The following is a 19942-nucleotide window of genomic DNA, read 5'->3' as shown; positions in this document are numbered from 1 at the left end:
TGCCTAACGGTGAAACAATGATCGATCGCACGGAAGACGTGAGTACGATTGACCGTCGTGAGGCGATCCGTCGCGTCGGGCTGTTCCTCGGCGGCGTGACGTTCATCGGCGGAAGCTCACTCCTGACCGCGTGTCAGAAGGACCGGCCGGTGGTGCAGGCGGGAGAGCAGGTTGGCCAGTTCGCGACCGCCGACATGAATTTCCTCGACGAGGTCGCCGAGACCATCCTTCCCGAAACGAAGACGCCGGGCGCGAAGGCCGCGAAGGTCGGTCCGTTCATGGCGGTCATGGTCACGGATTGCTACGACGCGAAGCAGCAGAAGATCTTTCGCGACGGCATGACGCGGCTGAACGACGCCTGCCGCAAGGCGAACAATGTCGGGTTCTTGCAGGCGACGCCGCAGCAGCGGCTCTCGCTCCTCGAGGTCCTGGACAAGGAACAGAAGACGTACTCGGATGCGGTCGAGTCAGCGCGTCGAAAGAAATCCGACACGACGACGACAACAGCGGCGAAAAAGGCCGAAGCGCATCTCGAGGAGCCGCGGAAGGAAGCTGGCATTGGCGGCGACGTCGGGACGGCGACCGCGATCACTGCCGACTCGCCGCCGCACTATTTCCGGATGATGAAAGAGCTCACGTTGCTGGGCTACTTCACGTCGGAGATCGGCTGCAAGCAAGCGCAGCGATACGCCGAGACGCCGGGAAAGTATGATCCCTGCGTTCCGTACAAGCCCGGCGACAAAGCGTGGGCGCCGCACGCCTAACGCTGGTCGCGGCGCTCGCGGTCGCCATTGCGGCGCCTGCGCGAGCGCAACAGCCGATCATCGGCCTGATCACCAAAACCGAGAGCAATCCCTTCTTCGTGAAAATGAGGGAGGGAGCGCTTTCGGCCGCGCAACGGAACGGCGTGCGCTTGCTCACGGGAGCCGGCGCCAACGACGGTGACAACGCCGGCCAGGTCACGGCGATGGAGAACATGATCTCCGCCGGCGCGAAGGTCATTCTCATCACCGTGAACGACTCGAAGGCGATCGTTCCCGCGATTCGCAAAGCGCGAGCGAAGGGCATTCTCGTCATCGCGCTCGATAGCCCGACCGATCCCGTCGAGGCGACCGACGCACTGTACGCGACGGATAACTACGAAGCGGGAATGCTCATCGGTGAGTATGCGAAGGCGGCTCTGGCTGGGAAAACGCTCAGGATCGCGACGCTCGATCTCTTTCCCGGCCACCCCGTGGGCGCGCAGCGGCATAACGGATTCCTCAGGGGGTTGGGGTTGCCGGCACCGCCAAAGGCGAGCAACGAGCTTGGCCGGCCGCCGCAGGTCGTCTGCATGGCGGATAGCTACGGCAATCAGAGTAAGGGGCAGGCAGGTATGGAGAACTGCCTGCAGAAGAATCCCGACATCAATCTCGTCTACACGATCAACGAGCCGACGGCAGCCGGTGCGTTCACGGCGCTCAAGGCGGCCGGCAAGGAGAAGGGAGTCGTCATCGTTTCGGTCGATGGTGGCTGCCAGGGGATACGCGACATCGCCGCGGGCGCGATCGCGGCGACGGCGCAGCAATACCCTCTCAAGATGGCCGCGTTAGGCGTCGCGGCTGGCGCCAACTTCATCAAGACGGGGAAGAAACCCACCGGCTACACGGACACTGGCGTCACACTCATCGCCGCGAAGCCCGAACCCGGAGTCGACAGCAAAGACGTGAAAACCGGCCTGTCGCTCTGCTTCGGAAAGCGGGACTAGGCGCGCGCGTCGTGCGCGTCCGCCTTCCGCATCCCGCGACGCTCGGTCCGCTCCTCGCACTCGCGGTCGCGTGTGGATTCTTCGCCATTCAAAGCGACCGCTTCTGGACCGGCGATAATCTCTCGCTGGTCCTCCAGCAAGTGATGGTGGTCGGCGTCATCGCCATTGGTCAAACGCTCATCATCCTCACCGCCGGCGTCGATCTCTCCTGCGGCACCATCATGGCGCTCGGCGGCATCGTCATGACCAAGTTCGCGGTCGACGCGGGGCTGCCCGCGTTCGCCGCGATCGCTGCCGGCATCGGCGTCACGACGCTTCTCGGTGCGCTCAACGGTGTGCTCGTGAGCCGGATCAAGCTGCCGCCATTCATCGTCACGTTGGGCACGCTCAACATCGCGTTCGCACTCACTCAACTGTACTCGCACGCGCAGACGGTCACCGAGCTGCCAGCGGCGATGACCTCGCTCGGCGGCACGTTCCGGCTCGGCGGGACGTCGGTCGTCTACGGCGTCGTGCTGATGCTGGCGCTCTATGGGTTCACCTGGTTCGCGCTGCGCGAAACCGCGGCTGGGAGACATGTGTACGCGGTCGGGAACAATCCCGAGGCGGCGCGCCTGACCGGCATTGCGACCCAGCGCGTCCTATTCGGCGTGTACGTGCTGGCCGGTGTGCTGTACGGAGTTGCTGCGCTGCTGTCGGTCGCCCGGACCGGTGTCGGCGATCCGAGCGCCGGTCAGACCGAGAACCTCGACGCGATCACGGCTGTCGTCATCGGCGGCACGAGTCTCTTTGGCGGACGAGGAGCGATTCTCGGCTCACTCATCGGCGCGCTGATTGTCGGCGTTTTCAGGAATGGCCTTACCCTGATGGGCGTGTCGTCAGTTTATCAGATACTGATCACGGGCATTCTCGTGATCCTCGCCGTCGGCACGGATCAGCTCTCGCGGCGGGGAGCCGTCGGATGACGGCGTCACTCGGGCCTGATGCACTCGTTCTGGAAGCGCGGAACCTGGTGAAGGCCTACGGTCACGTCACCGCGCTCGACGGCGCCGATTTCGAGCTGCGCACCGGAGAGATTCTCGCCGTCATCGGCGACAACGGCGCCGGGAAGTCGACACTTATCAAAGCGCTCGCGGGCGCGCTGATCCCGGATTCCGGTGAGATCTGGCTCGACGGGCGTCACGTGCATTTCAAGAATCCGAGCGACGCACGACACGCCGGGATCGAGACCGTCTTTCAGGATCTTGCGGTCGCGCCCGCGATGTCGATCGCCGAAAACCTCTTTCTCGGCCGAGAAATTCGGCGAGCAGGTTTCGCCGGGACTCTCCTTCGCATGCTCGACAAGAAGAGGATGCTCCAGGAAAGCGCCGCGCACCTGGCCGATCTCAAGATCGGCGTGGGCTCGATGACACAGCCCGTCGAAACACTCTCCGGCGGTCAGCGGCAGAGTGTCGCGGTCGCCCGAAGCGCGGCCTTCGCTCGGCACGTCGTCATCATGGACGAGCCGACGGCGGCGCTGGGCGTGAAGGAGAGCGCGATGGTGCTCGAGTTGATCCGGACCGTGCGTGATCGTGGGCTCGCCGTCGTGCTCATCTCGCACAACATGCCGCATGTGTTCGAGATCGCCGACCGGATTCACGTGCAGCGACTCGGCAAACGGGTCGCACTGTTGAATCCACAGCAGGTCACCATGAGTGACACCGTTGCCGTCATGACCGGCGCACTTCGCGCCGAAGATCTGCCAGCGGCTACCTCGCGATCAGGCACCTACGTGGGAACGACAGAGCGTTAGGCGAACTGCTCCTCCATGGCGAATCTCGCTGGTCGCGACGAATGAGCAGCGTCCCGGTATCTTTTCGGGTGTAATGAGCTGTCCGGACGGATCGCTCAGGTGGCCGACGCGTCTTGTCGCCTAACGTCGCCGACGGGTGAGCTGGCCACGCGGCTTGACGAGTTTGAACTACAAGTTGCCCTAGTACTTGGCGAGGTAATTCTCCAGCTCCCACGGCGAGACCTGCGTGATGTACTCTCGCCACTCCTGGCGCTTCGCCTCGACGAAATGCCGGACGATGTGATCGCCTAACGCGGTTCGCACGATGTCATCCTTCTCAAGCTCGTCCAGCGCCTCGTTGAGGTCGTGCGGCAAGTCGTCGATCCGAAGACGCCGCCGTTCGCGAAACGACATCTCCCAGATGTTCTCGTTCACCGGCTCGCGATAGTCGGCATTGGTCTGTACGCCGTCCAATCCCGCCGCCAACATCACCGCGAGCGCGAGATACGGATTCGCCGCCGGATCCGGCATGCGCAGCTCGAGGCGCGTTCCCGCGCCGCGCCGTTCGGGGACTCGAATCAACGGCGAGCGATTCCGCATCGACCACGCGACGTTCACCGGCGCCTCGTAGCCCGGCACGAGACGCTTGTACGAGTTCACCAATGGATTCGTGATCGCGCACATTCCACGCGCGTGTCGCAGCAGACCGCCGATGTAGTGCAGCGCGACCGGCGAGAGCTCCCACTGCGCTTTCGCGTCCCAGAACGCGTTGTCGCCGCCGCGGAACAGCGACTGGTGCGTGTGCATCCCGCTCCCGTTCTGGCCGAAGATCGGCTTCGGCATGAAGGACGCCACCAGACCAAACTGCTGAGCGACCTGCTTCACGACGAATCGAAAGGTCGCGATGTTGTCGGCCGTCTTGAGCGCGTCTGCATAACGAAAATCGATCTCGTGCTGCCCATGTGCGACCTCGTGGTGCGAGGCCTCGACCTCGAATCCCATTCGCTCGAGGACGTCCACCATCGACCGCCGCGCTTCCTCGCCAAGATCCGCCGGCGCGAGGTCGAAGTAGCTCCCGACGTCGTGCGTAACGGTCGTGGCTTCCCCCTCCTCGTTAGGCCGGAAGAGAAAGAACTCCGCTTCCATGCCCGCGTTCATCGTGAACCCGAGCGACGACGCATGCGCCAGCACGCGCTTCAAGACGCCACGTGGATCGCCCGCGAAGGGCGCGCCGTCCGGCGTGTTGATGTCGCAAATCACCCGGCAGATCCGACTCTCGGCGTCGCCCCAGGGAAAGACCTGAAAGGTCGAGAGATCGGGGGCGAGGAGCATGTCCGACTCCTCGATGCGCACGAATCCCTCGATCGAGGAGCCGTCGAACATGATGTCGCCCGACAACGCCTTCTCGAACTGTGAGGCCGGGATCTCGACGTTCTTGTTGATGCCGAGGATGTCGGTGAACTGCAGGCGCATGAAGCGCACGTTCAGGCTGCGCGCGGCGTCGAGAACCTCTTGCCTAGTCGCGCCCGCCATGTTGCCGATGAGCGTGCGGCCGGCGGTGTTGGAAGTATCCATCTCGTTCCGCTTTTGGCTCTTTCCCGGGAATCCGTCCAGGCGCGGAACTTACCAGAGCATGAGTAGCAGTGTCAAAGGATTCGTGCTCGATCTGCAGAGTTGGTCGCGAATTTCCAGGCTCGTGCGAGTCGATGTACGCAGATCGTGCAATCGCGTCTGCATTTCGAGCAGCTTCGGTTGATCTCGACTCGCCAATGACCGAGCGAGCGCGAGGCATACCGCTTGCCGCGACTGAGAGGGACTGCAACGCGCGTTCGACCAACTGGAGGTGGGGCAATGAAGGTCCAGGATGTGATGACAAGGGATCCGTCATGCGTGACCCCGGAATCCACGATTCGCGAAGCCGCTCAGCTGATGCAGCGGGGGGACACATCGGCATCGTGCCCGTCGTCGAGGAGAAGGGATCCAGGAGACTCGTCGGCGTGATAACCGATCGCGACATCGCAGTTCGCGCCGTAGCCCAGGGTCATGACGGCCAGGTCCGCGTTCGCGACATCATGAGTACGAGTGCGCTCGCTACGTGCAGCGCCAACGACGACGTCAGTCAGGTCATGGAAGCGATGGCGAGCGAGCAGGTGCGCCGCATTCCAATCGTCGACGATCGCGGCTCCCTGGTCGGCATCGTCGCTCAGGCCGATATCGTTCGAAAGACACGGGACTCCGGCCGCGCCGAGCGCACGGTGCAACAGATCTCGGAACCGACGGGAAAGCACAAGCAATGACTCGATAGGGGCGGGGCCGCCCGGTCACTATTATTCCCCGCATGACGAGCCCCGCCTCCACCACTGTCACGACGCCGAACTGTCCCACCTGTCAGTCGCCCGCCTCGGGTAAGTTCTGCTCCAACTGCGGAGCGCCGCTCGCGGGCGCCGAGTGCGCCGTGTGCGGCACGAATCTCACGCCGGGCGCGAAATTCTGTCATCGGTGCGGCACGCCGGCGGGCGCGAAGACGGATGGGCGAACCGTCAATGCAGAGCGGGGATTCGGCTCAGCGCTTCCCTGGGCGGTTGCCGCGATCGCGCTCGTCGCGCTCATTGCGCTCGTCGCTGGACAGCGTTTCTCGCGCGCACCGGCGTCCGTCGCGGAAGCGCCAACCGATTTGCCGGCCGCGGCGCAAAGCGCCGGTGCCCCACCCGACATCAGCCAGATGTCGCCGGAAGAGCGCGCGGAACGGTTGTACGATCGCGTGATGTCGCTCAACGAGCGTGGTCGCACCGACAGCGTGCGCTTCTTCGCGCCGATGGCGATGCAAGCCTACATCATGCTCGGCCAGCTCAACGCCGACCAGCGCTACGACCTCGGCCGAATTGCTGCCGTCTCCGGCGATCAGGAGACTGCCAGAGCGCAGGCAGATAGCATTCTCACAACTCAACCGAAACACTTGCTCGGCCTGCTCCTCGCGGCCGACGCTGCTGGATTACGCGGGGACAAGGCGGCGCAAGACGCCTACCTGCGCCGTTTCGTCGCCGCCGAGCCGGCCGAGCGTCCGAAACAGCTCCCCGAGTACCAGCAACACGTCGCGGAGATCGACGCGCGGCTCGCCAAGATTCGAGCCCGTTGAGCTCGCGCCAACCCTAACGAGTGATCTCGTGTCCGATACTCGCACCATTCACGTCGCACACAGCCCCGACTCCGACGACGCGTTCATGTTCTACGCCCTTGCACAGGGCAAGGTCGAGACGAACGGCCTCCGGTACATCCACGAGCTGCAGGATATAGAAACGCTCAACCAGCGCGCGTTGCGCGGTGAGCTCGAGGTGACTGCGGTTTCGATTCACGCGTATGCGTATCTGGCGGACACGTACGCTCTGCTGCCGCACGGCGCATCGATGGGCGACCAGTACGGCCCGCGACTCGTGGCTCGGCGTCCGATGTCACGCAACGACATCCGCGGGAAGCGCGTCGCCATTCCCGGGCCGCTGACGAGCGCCTACCTCGCGATGCGGTTGTATGAGCCGGACTTCGTGCCGGTTCCAACTCCTTTCGATCAAATCGAGGACGCGGTCGAACGTGGCGACGTTGATCTCGGACTTCTCATTCACGAGGGGCAGCTGACTTTCGGCGATCGAGGCCTGCATCTCGTCGCGGACATGGGCGAGTGGTGGTTTGCCGAGACCGGTTTGCCATTGCCGCTGGGTGGCAACGTCGTCCGCAAAGACCTTGGCGAGGCGCTCACGCGAGATATTTCCCGCCACCTGCGTGCCAGCATCGCATATGGCCTGCAACACCGTGCGGGCGCACTGGATCATGCGATGCAGTTCGCGCGCGGCCTCGAACGGAGTCGAGCCGACACCTTCGTGGGCATGTACGTGAACGATTGGACCCTCGACTACGGCGACCGTGGTCGCGAGGCCGTGCGACGCTTTCTACAGCGAGGGCACGACGCCGGTGTCATCCCAACGGCCGTTCAGGTGGAGTTCATCGACGACTAGAGCGCTGGGGTAGCTCGACTTCCCCATCGTTACCGCTGTACCGGAACATGCGTCTCAAGAGCGTCCACGCGAGCCCTTCATCGCCCGCATCTATCCGCCTTTGATAACGCTGGTCTGCCGATGATCGATCAGAGCGCCGCCTCCGCCTCCGCCTTTGCCGATCGCCCTGAGGAGCGCTCTCGGCCAATGAGCTCCGCCGTTGAACCGGCCATGCGGCGCGTTCTCGTCGTCGACGACGAGGAGAGCATTCGCCGCGCGATCGGCAAATTCCTCCGGACCCGTGGCTTCGAGGTCGTGACCGCGGAGTCCGGAGACGAAGCGCTCCTCCAGTTGGGACAGCAGGGCTTCGTCCTCATGCTCTGCGACGTGCGCATGCCGGGCCTTTCCGGAGTCGATGTCGTGCCGCGCGCGCTCCAACTCGACAGTGAGCTGGCGATCATGATGCTCACAGCGGTCAACGACGCTCCGACTGCGACGGATTCGCTCTCTCAGGGCGCGATGGACTACCTGATGAAACCCGTGGAGCTCGCGGATCTCGAGGTCGCGATCGAGCGCGCACTGCACAAACGCGCACTTCTCATCGAGCAGCGCCGCGTGGAGCGCATGATCCGGGAGGAGGTAGCACAGCGCACCGAAGAGCTGGAGCGCGAAAAGGATGCGCTGCGCAATCTCACGGTGAGCGTCGCGGAAACGCTCATCAATGCTATGGAAGTGAAAGACGTGTACCTCCGCGGCCACTCACAGCGCGTTGCCGAGCTTGCCGCGTCAATCGCGGAGGAGTTAGGCATGGGGCCTGACGCGGTCGAGCACGTCCGACTCGCTGGGCGCCTTCACGACGTCGGCAAGATCGGCACACGCGAGGCGGTGCTCAACAAGCCCGGCACGCTAACGCCGGAGGAGTTCGAGCATGTGAAGGAGCACGTCCGCATTGGCATGGCGATCCTCGCTCCACTCAAGCACCTCGGCGAAGCGCTCATCTACGTCCAGGACCATCATGAGCACTGGGACGGCAAGGGCTATCCGCGTGCGCTGGATGGTGCGCGGATTTCCATAGGAGGGCGGATTCTCGCCGCCGCCGATGCCTTCGATGCACTCACGTCGAAGCGCGCCTATCGGGAGCCGATGGAGCAACAAGCGACGATCGAGTTTCTGGAGGGCCACGTCGGTCGACTCCTCGATCCCGAGGTGTACGACGCGCTCCGACGGGTCGTCTCGCGTCGAAAGACGCTGACTTTTATCGATCCTTAACAAGTCGGCGCGCCGAACAATGGCAGCATTTTCCGCGCAGCCGCCGGCGATTGACTCGACACGATGGTTACGTGATTGCGTAACGCGCTCTCGTGCGTTCTCGCGACGGACCCAATGACGCGCACGACTTGACGGAAACGCCATGACATTGTACTAGGGTGTTGCGTCAACGTACCTGCACGCGTTTTAATGCGTGCGATCACCGAACGCATCGCGATGCTGCACGCGCGCGGGATCGGCACACGACGTGCGCCGAGGGCGCGGCGTTGGGTCGCTTGAATCGTACGAATTACGTTTGACATCACATTTGCCTCAGGAGGCGCGCATGCCGCGGGGTGACGAGTTGCACGAGGAGTTTCGGTTCTCGGATCGCGACGACGACGCGGATGATCTTGGTTATGGTGGCGGCGGCGGTTCCGGCGGCGGGAACTACGACGAGGAGGAGGAAGAGGAGGGCGGGTGGTCCGGGACTCGTGGCAGCGACGATCTCTGGGACAGCACCGACGAGGATGAGGACGAGGAAGCTGAAGAGGGTACCTTCACCGAGGAGGAAGAAGAGGAGGGCGAAGCCTTCCCCGCTGGTGGTCGTCGACCCTCAACCGGCGGGACCTCGGGTACCGCGGGCAGCAGCACATTGAGCTCTGGTGGCGGTTCGGCGATGAGCGGTGGCTCGACCGGCGGCGCGGCGAAAACCGCATCCAAAGCTGGAGGCGCCAAGAAATCCGGCGGCGCCAAGAAGCGGACTGGCGCCAAGAAGGCAGGGGCGAAAAAGAGTGCTCGCACTGCCGCGAAGAAAGGCGGCGCCAAGAAGAGTGCGCGCAAGACTGCAAAGAAGGGCGGCGCCAAGAAGAGTGGCGGCGCTAAGCGCGGTGGGGCAAAGCGTGGTGGTGCGAAGAAGCGAGGCGGCGCCAAGAAGGGCGCTCGGAAGCGCGGCCGTCGCTAGCTCCAACTCCAAATCGCTCGCGGACGGCGGAACGCACTCAACGCGCTCCGCCGTTTCGCTTTAATATCGGCGCTCGTAATATCCACTCATGAGCGCGCCTTCGATTCAATCAGAAGTCGGCGGAAGCCAAGCGAGCACCGATCGCCAGGTACTCGACGCGGCGATTGCGCTCGCGCCGACCGTCTTGCTCGAGCGAGTGCTCAACGAGGCTGCGCAACAGATTCGTCGCGTCGCGATCTGCGAAGCGGTCGCGATCGCAATCGTCGGTCCGAGTCTTGGAGAGTTCGAACTTGCTCATAGCGTCGGTTTCGACGAGGAACGCGAGTCGTTGATCGCGTCACTCACACCGAGCTGGCGGCGCGCCCGCCACGAGTCGGCGCCCGTCGAGCGCGATCTCGCGCGCGCGAAGGAGATCACCGTGCCGATGTCGAGCGGCGACGTCTTCGGTGCCGTGACCGTCGTCGTGTCCAACGTCGATTCGCCGAGCCGAATTCTGGAGCTCGAGCAAGTCGTTGCGAGCGTCGCCTCGCAGGTCGCGTCGGCGATTGGTCGCGCCGAGGCCGTGCATCGCCTCACTCAGAAACGCCGGTTGGAGGCGATCGGTGAAGTGTCCGCGGGCATCGCTCGCGAGCTGCGCAATCCGCTCTTCGGAATCTCCTCGGCAGCGCAGCTACTACGGTTTCGCGTTCGCGACGATCCGGTGATCGAGAGGAACGTGGGCCGCATCCTGCGTGAAGTGGAGCGGATGAATGGTGTCGTGAGCGCGCTGCTCGAGTACGGCAGCCCGCCTCCGCTGCGCGTTGCGTCCACGGATCCGGATGGTGTTCTGCACAGCGTGCTATCGGCCAAGCGCGGGCTGCTCGAGAGCAAGGCGCTCGTGGCCCGACATCGCCCCGCGGAACCGCGCGCACTATGCGACGTCGACGCAGAGCAGATCGCTCACGTGTTCGCCAACGTTTTGTCGAATGCCGTCGATGCCGCGCCTGAAGGCAGTGATCTCACATTGACGTCGACGACACTGCCTGGTGGCGGCTGGCGGTGTCGTCTGCACAACGACGGACCACCAATCGCGCGCGAGCTGCTGCCACGAGTCTTCGAATTGTTCTTCACCACGAAAGCTGGCAGCTCCGGTGTCGGGTTGGCACTGTGTCAGCGCATTCTCGACGAGCATGGCGGCGCGATCACCCTCGACAGCACCGCCGACGCTGGAACGACTGTGACAATCACGCTGCCCAACCGAAAGCTGGACCGAACAGCAACAGCCAACGCGCATGACTGAGTCGCCAATCTCGCTGCTTCGCGCTCACTCCCGGCACGCGCCTTGGAATGCGCGCGGCCTGGCTGCTCACGTGACCGCCCTGGTCGACGCCACCGGCATGCGTCCCACCAACGCGTCCGCTCGCGTAGCTCCGAGTGCGAGATCGATACGTTTCTACGTCGCGAACGGTCTCCTCGACCGGCCAGAAGGAACGGGAACCGCGGCGACGTACAACTACCGCCACTTTCTTCAACTCCTCGCCATCAAGATCCGGCAGCGCGAGGGCACGACGCTCGAGACAATCAAGATCGAGCTGCACGACCTCACCGGCGACGCACTCGAGCGACGCGTTGCAACCTCGTTGGCGCCGGCACTTGGTGTCCGGGCCGATGCCGTGGCCCAGACGGATGAAGACCAACCGTGGAGCTGGCGGCGCGTTCCCGTTGCCGATGGGATCGAGATCCATGTTCGCGACAACTCGCCGGCGGCGCGCGACGAAGCAGTCGTGGCGATGCGCGAGGCGGTCCGCGCCGCGCTCGGTCGAGAGGAAATCAGGTAGCGCCGCCTAACGGTTCCCTCAGAGGAGGCGCGATAGCGTGACGGCGCCGAGCTCGAGCAAACGCTCCCACACGGACCGTTGCCGGAATTCGGCGAGCTTGATCTCCTTCGAGTAGTGAAGGTCCCTCAGGAACACCGAATCCATTACAGCGCCGAATTTCGTGTCGAGCACGACGAGGTTGGATTCGTTGTTGAACGCCAACGATCGATTGTCGAAGTTCATCGAGCCGACACTCGACCACAGTCCGTCGACGACCAGCGTCTTCGAGTGCATCATCGTTGGCTGATACTCGTAAATTCTTACCCCGGCGCTCAGCAAGTCTTCGTACCAATATCGGCCGGCATACCAGGTCGTCTTCACGTCGGTTTTCGTGCTCACCGTGAGCACACGGACGTCGACGCCGCGTTTCGCGACACGCTCGAGAAGCCGGCGGAAGTCGTCGTCGGGTACGAAATAGGAATTCGTTATGTAGAGCGACTTGTGCGCCGAAGCGATGCTCAATGCCAGAAATCGCTCCGCCGGCGTACTCCCGGTGGTCGGTGCGGTGAAGAGCAATCCGGCTTGAACGCCACGGGAGAGCTCTTCGAAGCCATGCCTTGGGAAAAAAACGTCGCCCGTGATCAGCTCACCGGTCGACTCGGCCCACGCTGACGCGAATGCCGCCTGCAGTTGCATGACGGCCGGCCCCTCGAAGCGCACGTTCGACTCTCGCCATTGATTCTCGTGCAATCCGTCGCCCTGCCAGTAGTCGGCGAGGCCGAAGCCACCGGTGTAGCCGATTCTTCCGTCAATGACGATCACGCGCACATGCGAACGATCCGTCGCGTTATGCACCGAGTACCAGCGGAGTTTACGCAACAGGGAGACTTCGACACCCGCTTCTCGCAGTGAACGAGCCCAAGCGCGCTTGAGGTTCTGTGAGCCGAATGCGTCGAGCAGAAGAAGCACCCGTACCTTCGCGCGCGCTCGTTCCTTGAGAATCGCGGCAAGTGTATCGGCGACCTTTCCCGGCAGAGAGTAGTACATCTGCACGGTGATCGTTTGCTTCGCCGAGCGCAGGTCGTTCCAGAGCGAGTCGTACACGGTGCCGTTATTCACTGCCTGCACGCGCGTGCCCGGTTCGATGTGTACGCCGGTGTACATCTCCATCGTACGCGCGAACAGCGAATCGGTGGGTGGCGGCGGGCCGCCCCGATCTCCCTCGGCGATCACCGTCTGCACGGGAGTGCCTCGCGTAATCGAGAGCAATCCGACGAACGCGAGATAGCACAGCAAGATTCCAACAATGACGACGCCTAGGCGCTCGAGTCGCTCGGCGAAGCTGTAGCTCCGTTGCGGTGGCATTCGGGGCCTTTGTCACACATACTCTGTGCCATGCCTCGAACGGAGTTTCGCGGCCCCGTTCTCCTCACGGGTGCCGGACGAGAGGGCCAGGTTGGCGAAGCGGTTGCCCGGGCGTTTGCCGAGCGTGGAGCCGTTCTGTTGCTCGTCGATCGCAATCTCGATCAGGCCCGTGACCGCGCGACTTCGCTGACGAAGGCGGGCTTCCAGGCGTTCGCCTTCGCCTGCGATCTCGCGGACAACGCGTCGGTCATCGAGCTCGTGAGCCGCGTACGACGCGACCACGGGGATCGCGTCGGCGCTCTCGTTCATGTCGCCGGCGGCTTTGCGGTGAGTGGACCGCTTGCCGAGAGCGACGTGGAGCTATGGCACCGGATGATGAGCATCAATCTCACGACGGCCTTTTTCGTGACTCATGCCTTCCTTCCGCTGGTCCGCGCGGCTCGGGGCGCCATCGTTTACTTCGCATCGGAGGCGGCGCTTCCAGGTGCAAAGGTCGCGAACGTCGCAGCATATGCGGCCGCGAAGAACGGCGTCGTCACGCTCATGCGGGCCGTTGCGCAAGAAGAACGCGACAATGGAGTTCGAGCGAACGCGTTGGCGCCGACGTCCATTCGTACGGCTGCGAACGTTCAGGCGATGGGTGAGAACGTTCGCTACGTCGAGCGCGAGGAAGTTGCACAAGCCGCGGCCTATCTCTGCAGCGATGACGCGAGTGCGATCACTGGACAACTGATCGCACTGTCGTAAGGCTGGCGTGCGACTGACTTGCCCACCGCTCAGTACAGCGTCACCTTCCCGGCTATGAGCCTCGCCGCGCGGCGACGCGTCACGGCGCGCGTCGTTCTGCTCGATCGGTCGCTGGAGCGGCTGCCGCTCTTCCGACTGAGCGATTCCGCAGAAGATTCCGCTATCAGTTGCTCGGCGGATGACGGCGGGCGCTGGCGTGTGCTCCCGAGTCCCGGCGACCGCCTACCGGGGACGTTCGACCAGGACGTCTACGTCGAGCTGATGCATCGCTTCCATGAAGCTGGCGAGCCTGCCGACGGTGCAATCACCTTCACGTTACACGCCTTCCTTCGGTCGATGGGTAGGCAGGTCGATGGCCGCACATACGAGCAGCTGCGCGGCGCGCTTGCTCGGCTCGAACGGACGACGCTCGAATCGGCCGGGAGTTATTACAGCCACGCCGCGGGAAAAACGATCGAGGCAAGGTTCTCGATCCTGAGCTCGGTGGTCATCGAACGACGTCGCGTCGCCGATCGCGACCAGCTCGCCCTGTTCGACGGCGACGCGAGCGGCGAACCCGGCGTCGCACGCGTCGTGATCGCGCCGCCAATCCGCGAGAATCTCGCTGGCCGTTTCACGTCGTCGTTGTCGGTGACGCGTTACCTCGATCTCGCCTCTCCAGTCGCTCGACGACTTTATCGATTGCTCGAGGTCGCACGAGCGGACGGAGTGCTGACTTGGCGGGTGTCTCTCGATCGTCTCAAAGAGCTGTTGCCACTGATGCAGCGATACCCGTCACACTTGCAGCGAGTGCTTCAACCGGCCCATGAAATGCTAGAATCGACCGGTGTAGTGCGGAGCGTGTCCGTTCGACAACAGCAGCGCGACTGGTTCGTGGATTACGTCTTGGCGGCGCGAGGCGTCTGAATGAATGGAGTCTGGTGCGAACAGGCTTCCTCGCGGCGGGTATGACGAGGTCATGGCCACGAAGCTCGAACGAACAATCCGGCGGGAGATCACGATCGACGGTGAGCCGTATACCGTTAGCATCTCGCCCGATGGGCTGCGACTGACGAGGAAGCGATTTCGCTCCGGTGTAGAGATGTCGTGGAGAGCCGTCTGGACTGAGGGCGACAGCAGGGACGAGTCGCCCAATGAAGGTGAGCGCGGCTGACCTCGCTCTCCTTCGTCCGCTATAATTCTTCGTCCCCAAGCCGGGCACCCTTGATGTCACGGATGATCCGTTCTCGCAAATTCGTCGTCGCCAGCCTTGTTGTAGTGCCGCTATTCGCTGGCGGATTCGTGCTGCAGTCGCGCGTCACGCGCGGCGGTCAGGCCCTGCTCGACCAGGTTCTGCAACTCGTAAACGAGCGCTATGTCGACACCCTCGACGCAGGCCAGCTCTACGAGAAAGCGGCCAGAGGCTTGGTGAAAGAACTCAACGATCCATATAGCGAGCTGTTTGCGCCCAAGGAATTGAAGGCCTTCACGACGAATACCGGCGGTCGTTATGCCGGCATCGGAATGCAAATCGAGCCGCAGCAGGACCAGATCGTGATCAGCAAAGTCTTCCCGAACACGCCCGCCGAGGCGGGTGGCGTCCGTGAGGGCGACCGAATTGTCCAGATCGACACGATCCACGTCGTCAAATGGACGACGCAGCAGGCGCAGGACGCCCTGATGGGCCCGCCCGGTACGAAAGTCAACGTCAAGTTCGCACGTCCTGGTGTCACGGGCCCGATCGATGTGCACTTCACTCGCGCGATCATCCATGTGCCGGCGGTGCGCTACGAGATTTCCTTCGGCTCGAACGGTGAGAAGATCGGTTATATCCCGCTCGATCGATTCAACGAGACGGCCGCGCAGGAAGTTCAGGACGCTGTGCGTTCTCTGCAGAGGCAGAACGTACGCGGCATCGTTCTCGATTTCCGCGGTAATCCAGGTGGCATCCTCGATCAGAGCCTGGTCATCAGCAACTTGTTCCTCAAGGATGGCCAGGAGATCGCCTCGATTCGGGCACGCAACGGCGAAACGCAGCCATACGTTGCGCATGGAAGTCCCGCGGTGCCGACGACTCCGCTCATCGTTCTCACGGACGAATACACGGCGTCGGCGTCGGAGATTGTCGCAGGCGCTCTTCAGGATCACGACCGCGCCCTGATCGTTGGTCAGACGAGCTTCGGCAAAGGACTCGTGCAGTCCGTCTTCAATCTCGACGGCGGTTACGCGCTCAAATTGACGACGGCGAAATGGTACACACCGAGCGGTCGTTCCATTCAGAAGGAGCGGAAGTTCGAGAATGGCCATTTCGTCGAGCAGGAGCCCGACACCACGTCCGAGACGGAGAGCGTCAAGAAGAATCGTCCGGCGTACAAGTCGGACGCCGGGCGACTCGTCTACGGCGGTGGCGGCATCACGCCGGACGTGATCGTGGCAGACGATACGCTTACCTCGGCGGAGCAACGGTTGGCGAAGTCGCTCGCGGCAAAACAGCAGGATTTCTACACGACGTACTACGACTACGCACTCGAGCTCTCGAAGACCGTCAACAAGGATTTCACGGTCCAGCCGCAGTGGCGTGACGAGTTGCTCCGCCGGTTGGACTCGAAGGGTGTCGTGATCGATCGAAAGGACTACGACGCATCGGCGCGCTATGTCGATCGTTTGCTGGAGCAGCGCGTTGCTCGCTTCGCCTTTGGCGACTCCGCCGCGAAGCGCCGCGATCTCCCATACGACGCTCCACTGCGGAAGGCGATCGATCTGCTCGATAAGGGCTCGACGCAGAAGGAGCTGTTCGCGATTGCTTCCGCCGAGGCGGCACACATGCCGACCACGCAAGCGAAGCGGCGCTAGATCAGCGTATGCTCTAGATTCGGGGCATGCTTCGCCGCGTGCCCCGAATCAAATCCAGTGTCATGAAGGCCGCCGCCCTCGGAGGGGCGGCGGCCTTTGTCTTGTTCACGACGGCGGCCATCCGGCGCCGGGCGTCACCTAACGAGCCGCACCTGCACAACATTCGGCAGCTCACCTTCGGCGGTCAAAATGCCGAGGCATATTTCAGTCACGACGGCAAGCGCCTGATCTTTCAGTCGACGCGAGACGGACGGAGCTGCGACCAGCAGTTCATCATGAACGTCGACGGCTCGAACGTTCATCGCATCTCGACAGGCGGCGGCAAAACCACCTGCGGATACTTCTTCGCTGGCGACAAGCGCGTCTTCTTCGCGTCGACGCACGCAACCGACACGGCCTGCCCACCGCGCCCAGATCCGTCCAAGGGGTACGTGTGGGGCCTCGACCCGTACGACATCTACACGGCTGACGCCGACGGCTCGAACCTCCAGCGCCTCACGAGTAATGGCGTATACACGGCCGAGGGAACGCTCTCTCCGGATGGAAGGACAATCGTGTTCACGTCGTTGAAGGACGGCGACCTCGACATCTACACGATGAACACGGACGGATCGAACGTTAGGCGCCTGACGAATACGCCCGGCTACGATGGAGGTCCATTTTTCTCGCCCGACGGCAAGCACATCGTCTATCGAGCGTGGCACCCGACCGACACCGCGCTCACGAACTACCGGGAGCTTCTCGCCCAGCGACTCGTCCGTCCGAATCGCATGGAGATCTGGATCATGAGCGCCGACGGCTCGCATCAGCACCAGATCACCAACCTGGGCGGCGCCAATTTCGCGCCGTATTACACTCCGGATGGCAAGCGGATCATCTTCTCGTCGAACTACAAGAACCCCCACAGCCGCAACTTCGATCTCTATCTGATCAACGTGGACGGCACGGCGCTAGAGCAGGTGACGAATCATCCCGAGTTCGACGGATTCCCGATGTTCAGTCCCGACGGCACGAAGCTGGTGTGGGCCGCGAACCGAAGCGGAGCAGCGATCGACGAATTGAACCTTTATATCGCCGACTGGCAGCCGTGAGACGCGTTAGGCGAGAGCTCAGTCCGAGCGTCTGATGGTCCGCGTTTCTCCATGCCGCAGCAGCCACAGCTTCGCTGGATCGTAGCCGGCCTCCCGCCACAATCTTCTCGTCCACTCGGGCGGCTCTTGCATCGATTCGTCGGTGAGTCGGAAGGTACCCCAGTGAATCGGCAGCATGATCGGCGCGTAACCTCGCTCACCTGCCAACTCCGCGTAGGCACGCATCGCTTCGGGTGGATTCATGTGCACCGTGCGCATGAACCAACGCGGCTCGTACGCGCCGATCGGTAACATCAGCACATCGAACGGACCGTACCGATCGCCGATCTGCACGAACTCGGGATGATACGCCGTGTCTCCGCCGAAGAAGACACGCAGGTCGCCACTCGCGATCACCCATGAGCACCAGAGCGAGCGCCCGCGATCTCCGAAGCCGCGCGCGCTGAAATGCTGCGCTGGTACGCACACCGCCCTGAGCGGGCCGGTCGAGGTTTGGATTGTCGACTCCTGCCACCAATCCAGCTCGCGCGTTTTCGCCGCTCCCCACTGTCGCAGCTTCCCGGCAAGACCTAACGGCGCCACCCATTCGATGCCAGGCATCCGGCGCGTGAGAGCATGCACGGTGGGGCGATCCAGGTGGTCGTAATGGTTGTGCGAGACGAAAACGACATCGATTGGCGGAAGCGCGTCGAAGGCGATTCCTGGAGCGACGAACCGGCGCGGGCCGGCAAAGGAGAGCGGCGACGCCCGGTCGCTCCACATCGGATCGACGAGAACGTTTGTGCCTCCCAGCTGTAGCAGCACCGTCGCATGTCCAACCCAGGTCGCGTGCAACTCTCCGCTCATGCCACGCTGAGGAAACAGCGGTTGAGCGAGCGGGATGCTCTTCGGTGCCGGATCGGGTGCAAGCGTTCGCCGGCGTCGCTGCCAGTACCAGCGCAGCACATCCCGCAGACCGCGCGGCTCGGAGTCTGGCCACGGATTCCGATATCCTCGCGCCGTGTGGTGCGCTGCCGTCACGTCAGAGAATACTCATCATGACGAGGCAGCATGCACGCGATCCGCGCTCTCGAGATTTTCCGCGAGGTGTTGAAGGCTCCTCGTTCCGACGAGAGCAGTGGTCACTCCAGGGAGCGAGCGCACGAAGGCGATAGCACGTTGGGCGTCAGTCTTTTGTCCCGGAAACAACTCTCGTATCGATGGTGGCAGGTCTTTTGTGAGTTGGGCCTGCATGAGCGACGCACTGGCGACCGCCGTCAATCCGAGCTCTCGAGCCGCCTCGAGTGCGGGCACGAGCGTACGCTTGTTCCCAATTTCCTGTGTTGCCTCGCGAAAGGCCTCTGGCATCGCCAGGTTGACCGGCAGCTGCACCGCGCGGAAGTGATTGCCCTCGCCGGCGACCTCGCGCGCGATCATTTGCAGGTCCTGTAACGAGAGATGGGACTTGGATCCGGGTGCGACGCGGAGCGCTTGCCATGTCGCGCAACCGTACGCGCGAATTTCTCCCCGAGTAACGGCATCCTCGAGCACCATGAACGCCGCTCGCAGTCGTTCGCGCAACGACGCAGGCGACACGGCCGCGAGCTGCTGCTCTGGGTTGTGTAGATAGTACAGATCGATGCTCTGGATGCCGAGATTCTTGCGGCTTCGGTCGATCGAATAGCGAACAAAAGCCGGCGCGATCGAATGGCCCCCGGCAACCAGGTCGTCCGGCGTCAGAACGCCAGTACTGAAGAACTCTCTCTTCAGGTAGTCTCGATATTCCTCTCGTGATTCTGGAGGCCTGTCAGCGAGCGGTAGGAAGCCGCCTTTGGTGCAGACGACGATCGCCTCGCGGGCAATGCCTTGCTGCAGCACGCGGCCGATTGCGACGCCAACGGCGCGCTCGGACCGCTGACAGCGATAGTTGATCGCCGTGTCGATGAGATTGACGCCAGAGACGATCGCTGTCGCGATCGCATTCGTGTATGTGGCGTCGTCAGCTTCCGTGCATTCGCCGAGATACGTGCCAATGCCAACCGACGAAACGAATTCGCCGCCCGCAGCCGGGCGATAAAACTGTGCCGCATAGCGCTCCGCGAATTGCGCGGCATACGCTTCCGTCGCACTGACGGCGGCTTTGTCGGCGCTGCCTTGCGCTGGCGCGTACGCTGCTCGCGTCGCGTCACTGGCCGAAGTTCTCTTGCGCATCCGTTCGCACCTTATCCGCCGTTGGAAAGTGAGGCAAGCCCCGCCCGGCGGCCTCCCGCCGCCTCCGGGAAGGCATCTCGTTTCCGAGACCGCCCACGACTCGTCCCTCAGCTCGATGGACCTCTATTCGACAAATTCGGTAGTGTGACTGGGGCCACAAGGTTAGATTTGCACCGGTACGCGCGTCCGGGATCCCGTGACGCTA

At 63.1% G+C, this 19942-nt stretch carries 20 protein-coding genes; 16 read left to right on the top strand and 4 right to left on the bottom strand.

Annotated elements, in window-relative coordinates:
• The first annotated feature begins 17 nt into the window (after nucleotides 1-17).
• The 4 genes from VGH98_02690 to VGH98_02675 are packed head-to-tail and all read left to right on the top strand — an operon-like array spanning nucleotide 18 to nucleotide 3539.
• Entirely contained in the window at nucleotides 18-764 is a 747-nt protein-coding gene (locus VGH98_02690; GenBank protein ID HEY2374859.1) for a gluconate 2-dehydrogenase subunit 3 family protein, read from the top strand.
• On the top strand, nucleotides 746-1747 hold the full coding sequence (locus VGH98_02685; protein ID HEY2374858.1) for a sugar ABC transporter substrate-binding protein: 1002 nt from the start codon (nucleotides 746-748) through the stop codon (nucleotides 1745-1747). The genes VGH98_02690 and VGH98_02685 overlap by 19 nt, the downstream gene beginning before the upstream one ends.
• 11 nt (nucleotides 1748-1758) lie before the next feature.
• Nucleotides 1759-2712 (top strand): ABC transporter permease, encoded by a 954-nt coding sequence (locus VGH98_02680; protein ID HEY2374857.1) that lies wholly within the window; start codon nucleotides 1759-1761, stop codon nucleotides 2710-2712.
• Nucleotides 2709-3539 (top strand): ATP-binding cassette domain-containing protein, encoded by an 831-nt coding sequence (locus VGH98_02675; protein ID HEY2374856.1) that lies wholly within the window; start codon nucleotides 2709-2711, stop codon nucleotides 3537-3539. The genes VGH98_02680 and VGH98_02675 overlap by 4 nt, the downstream gene beginning before the upstream one ends.
• Before the next feature lie 180 nt (nucleotides 3540-3719).
• Here VGH98_02675 and glnA read toward each other — a convergent pair whose 3' ends face one another.
• Nucleotides 3720-5093: a type I glutamate--ammonia ligase gene (gene glnA, locus VGH98_02670; GenBank protein ID HEY2374855.1), complete on the bottom strand. Its 1374-nt coding sequence runs from the start codon at nucleotides 5091-5093 to the stop codon at nucleotides 3720-3722.
• Nucleotides 5094-5404: 311 nt separating this feature from the next.
• Here glnA and VGH98_02665 point away from each other — a divergent pair, with 311 nt between their 5' ends.
• The 7 genes from VGH98_02665 to VGH98_02635 all read left to right on the top strand — a co-directional run bounded on the left by VGH98_02665 (nucleotide 5405) and on the right by VGH98_02635 (nucleotide 11533).
• Nucleotides 5405-5815, top strand: coding sequence for a CBS domain-containing protein (locus tag VGH98_02665; protein HEY2374854.1), 411 nt, complete (start codon nucleotides 5405-5407; stop codon nucleotides 5813-5815).
• Nucleotides 5816-5856: 41 nt separating this feature from the next.
• The gene (locus VGH98_02660) at nucleotides 5857-6654 is read left to right on the top strand and encodes a zinc ribbon domain-containing protein (protein HEY2374853.1); all 798 of its coding nucleotides are present in this window, start codon (nucleotides 5857-5859) and stop codon (nucleotides 6652-6654) included.
• A gap of 28 nt (nucleotides 6655-6682) precedes the next feature.
• Nucleotides 6683-7525: an MqnA/MqnD/SBP family protein gene (locus VGH98_02655; GenBank protein HEY2374852.1), complete on the top strand. Its 843-nt coding sequence runs from the start codon at nucleotides 6683-6685 to the stop codon at nucleotides 7523-7525.
• A 186-nt stretch (nucleotides 7526-7711) separates the two neighbouring features.
• Nucleotides 7712-8773, top strand: coding sequence for an HD domain-containing phosphohydrolase (locus tag VGH98_02650; GenBank protein HEY2374851.1), 1062 nt, complete (start codon nucleotides 7712-7714; stop codon nucleotides 8771-8773).
• A 325-nt stretch (nucleotides 8774-9098) separates the two neighbouring features.
• Entirely contained in the window at nucleotides 9099-9716 is a 618-nt protein-coding gene (locus tag VGH98_02645; GenBank protein ID HEY2374850.1) for a hypothetical protein, read from the top strand.
• 88 nt (nucleotides 9717-9804) lie between these two features.
• Nucleotides 9805-10995, top strand: coding sequence for an ATP-binding protein (locus VGH98_02640; GenBank protein ID HEY2374849.1), 1191 nt, complete (start codon nucleotides 9805-9807; stop codon nucleotides 10993-10995).
• Entirely contained in the window at nucleotides 10988-11533 is a 546-nt protein-coding gene (locus tag VGH98_02635) for a MerR family transcriptional regulator (protein HEY2374848.1), read from the top strand. Before VGH98_02640 ends, VGH98_02635 begins: the two co-directional genes overlap by 8 nt.
• Nucleotides 11534-11551: 18 nt before the next feature.
• On the opposite strand, the gene VGH98_02630 is transcribed toward VGH98_02635, so the two are convergent.
• Nucleotides 11552-12877 (bottom strand): phospholipase D-like domain-containing protein, encoded by a 1326-nt coding sequence (locus tag VGH98_02630; GenBank protein ID HEY2374847.1) that lies wholly within the window; start codon nucleotides 12875-12877, stop codon nucleotides 11552-11554.
• A gap of 30 nt (nucleotides 12878-12907) precedes the next feature.
• On the opposite strand from VGH98_02630, the gene VGH98_02625 reads away from it, so the two are divergent.
• The 5 genes from VGH98_02625 (at nucleotide 12908) to VGH98_02605 (ending at nucleotide 17547) form a co-directional block, all read left to right on the top strand.
• A complete protein-coding gene (locus tag VGH98_02625; GenBank protein ID HEY2374846.1) occupies nucleotides 12908-13624 on the top strand; it encodes an SDR family oxidoreductase in 717 nt (238 codons plus the stop codon).
• Between the two features lie 54 nt (nucleotides 13625-13678).
• A complete protein-coding gene (locus VGH98_02620) occupies nucleotides 13679-14530 on the top strand; it encodes a replication initiator protein A (protein ID HEY2374845.1) in 852 nt (283 codons plus the stop codon).
• Nucleotides 14531-14582: 52 nt separating this feature from the next.
• Nucleotides 14583-14777, top strand: a complete 195-nt coding sequence (locus VGH98_02615) for a hypothetical protein (GenBank protein HEY2374844.1) — start codon at nucleotides 14583-14585, stop codon at nucleotides 14775-14777.
• Between the two features lie 62 nt (nucleotides 14778-14839).
• Nucleotides 14840-16456, top strand: a complete 1617-nt coding sequence (locus VGH98_02610) for a S41 family peptidase (protein HEY2374843.1) — start codon at nucleotides 14840-14842, stop codon at nucleotides 16454-16456.
• A gap of 62 nt (nucleotides 16457-16518) precedes the next feature.
• Entirely contained in the window at nucleotides 16519-17547 is a 1029-nt protein-coding gene (locus VGH98_02605) for a hypothetical protein (protein HEY2374842.1), read from the top strand.
• Between the two features lie 18 nt (nucleotides 17548-17565).
• Here VGH98_02605 and VGH98_02600 read toward each other — a convergent pair whose 3' ends face one another.
• Complete coding sequence (locus tag VGH98_02600) at nucleotides 17566-18567, bottom strand: MBL fold metallo-hydrolase (GenBank protein ID HEY2374841.1); 1002 nt, start codon at nucleotides 18565-18567, stop codon at nucleotides 17566-17568.
• Nucleotides 18568-18582: 15 nt separating this feature from the next.
• Nucleotides 18583-19737, bottom strand: coding sequence for an aldo/keto reductase (locus VGH98_02595; GenBank protein ID HEY2374840.1), 1155 nt, complete (start codon nucleotides 19735-19737; stop codon nucleotides 18583-18585).
• Between the last annotated feature and the right edge of the window lie 205 nt (nucleotides 19738-19942).

Source organism: Gemmatimonadaceae bacterium (assembly GCA_036496605.1).
In the GTDB taxonomy this organism is placed as follows: Bacteria; Gemmatimonadota; Gemmatimonadetes; order Gemmatimonadales; family Gemmatimonadaceae; genus AG2.
The sequence above is the reverse complement of the archived record's forward strand: the minus strand, read 5'-3'. Positions and strand labels throughout refer to the sequence as shown.

Excerpts from the sequence above, each read along its gene's own strand:
- VGH98_02635 (HEY2374848.1), top strand. The coding sequence starts at position 10,988 with ATGACTGAGTCGCCAATCTCGCTGCTTCGCGCTCACTCCCGGCACGCG.
- VGH98_02620 (HEY2374845.1), top strand. The coding sequence starts at position 13,679 with ATGAGCCTCGCCGCGCGGCGACGCGTCACGGCGCGCGTCGTTCTGCTC.
- VGH98_02660 (HEY2374853.1), top strand. The coding sequence starts at position 5,857 with ATGACGAGCCCCGCCTCCACCACTGTCACGACGCCGAACTGTCCCACC.
- glnA (HEY2374855.1), bottom strand. The coding sequence starts at position 5,093 with ATGGATACTTCCAACACCGCCGGCCGCACGCTCATCGGCAACATGGCG.
- VGH98_02665 (HEY2374854.1), top strand. The coding sequence starts at position 5,405 with ATGCGTGACCCCGGAATCCACGATTCGCGAAGCCGCTCAGCTGATGCA.
- VGH98_02615 (HEY2374844.1), top strand. The coding sequence starts at position 14,583 with ATGGCCACGAAGCTCGAACGAACAATCCGGCGGGAGATCACGATCGAC.
- VGH98_02625 (HEY2374846.1), top strand. The coding sequence starts at position 12,908 with ATGCCTCGAACGGAGTTTCGCGGCCCCGTTCTCCTCACGGGTGCCGGA.
- VGH98_02595 (HEY2374840.1), bottom strand. The coding sequence starts at position 19,737 with ATGCGCAAGAGAACTTCGGCCAGTGACGCGACGCGAGCAGCGTACGCG.
- VGH98_02645 (HEY2374850.1), top strand. The coding sequence starts at position 9,099 with ATGCCGCGGGGTGACGAGTTGCACGAGGAGTTTCGGTTCTCGGATCGC.
- VGH98_02675 (HEY2374856.1), top strand. The coding sequence starts at position 2,709 with ATGACGGCGTCACTCGGGCCTGATGCACTCGTTCTGGAAGCGCGGAAC.
- VGH98_02650 (HEY2374851.1), top strand. The coding sequence starts at position 7,712 with ATGAGCTCCGCCGTTGAACCGGCCATGCGGCGCGTTCTCGTCGTCGAC.
- VGH98_02630 (HEY2374847.1), bottom strand. The coding sequence starts at position 12,877 with ATGCCACCGCAACGGAGCTACAGCTTCGCCGAGCGACTCGAGCGCCTA.
- VGH98_02605 (HEY2374842.1), top strand. The coding sequence starts at position 16,519 with ATGAAGGCCGCCGCCCTCGGAGGGGCGGCGGCCTTTGTCTTGTTCACG.
- VGH98_02690 (HEY2374859.1), top strand. The coding sequence starts at position 18 with ATGATCGATCGCACGGAAGACGTGAGTACGATTGACCGTCGTGAGGCG.
- VGH98_02640 (HEY2374849.1), top strand. The coding sequence starts at position 9,805 with ATGAGCGCGCCTTCGATTCAATCAGAAGTCGGCGGAAGCCAAGCGAGC.
- VGH98_02610 (HEY2374843.1), top strand. The coding sequence starts at position 14,840 with ATGATCCGTTCTCGCAAATTCGTCGTCGCCAGCCTTGTTGTAGTGCCG.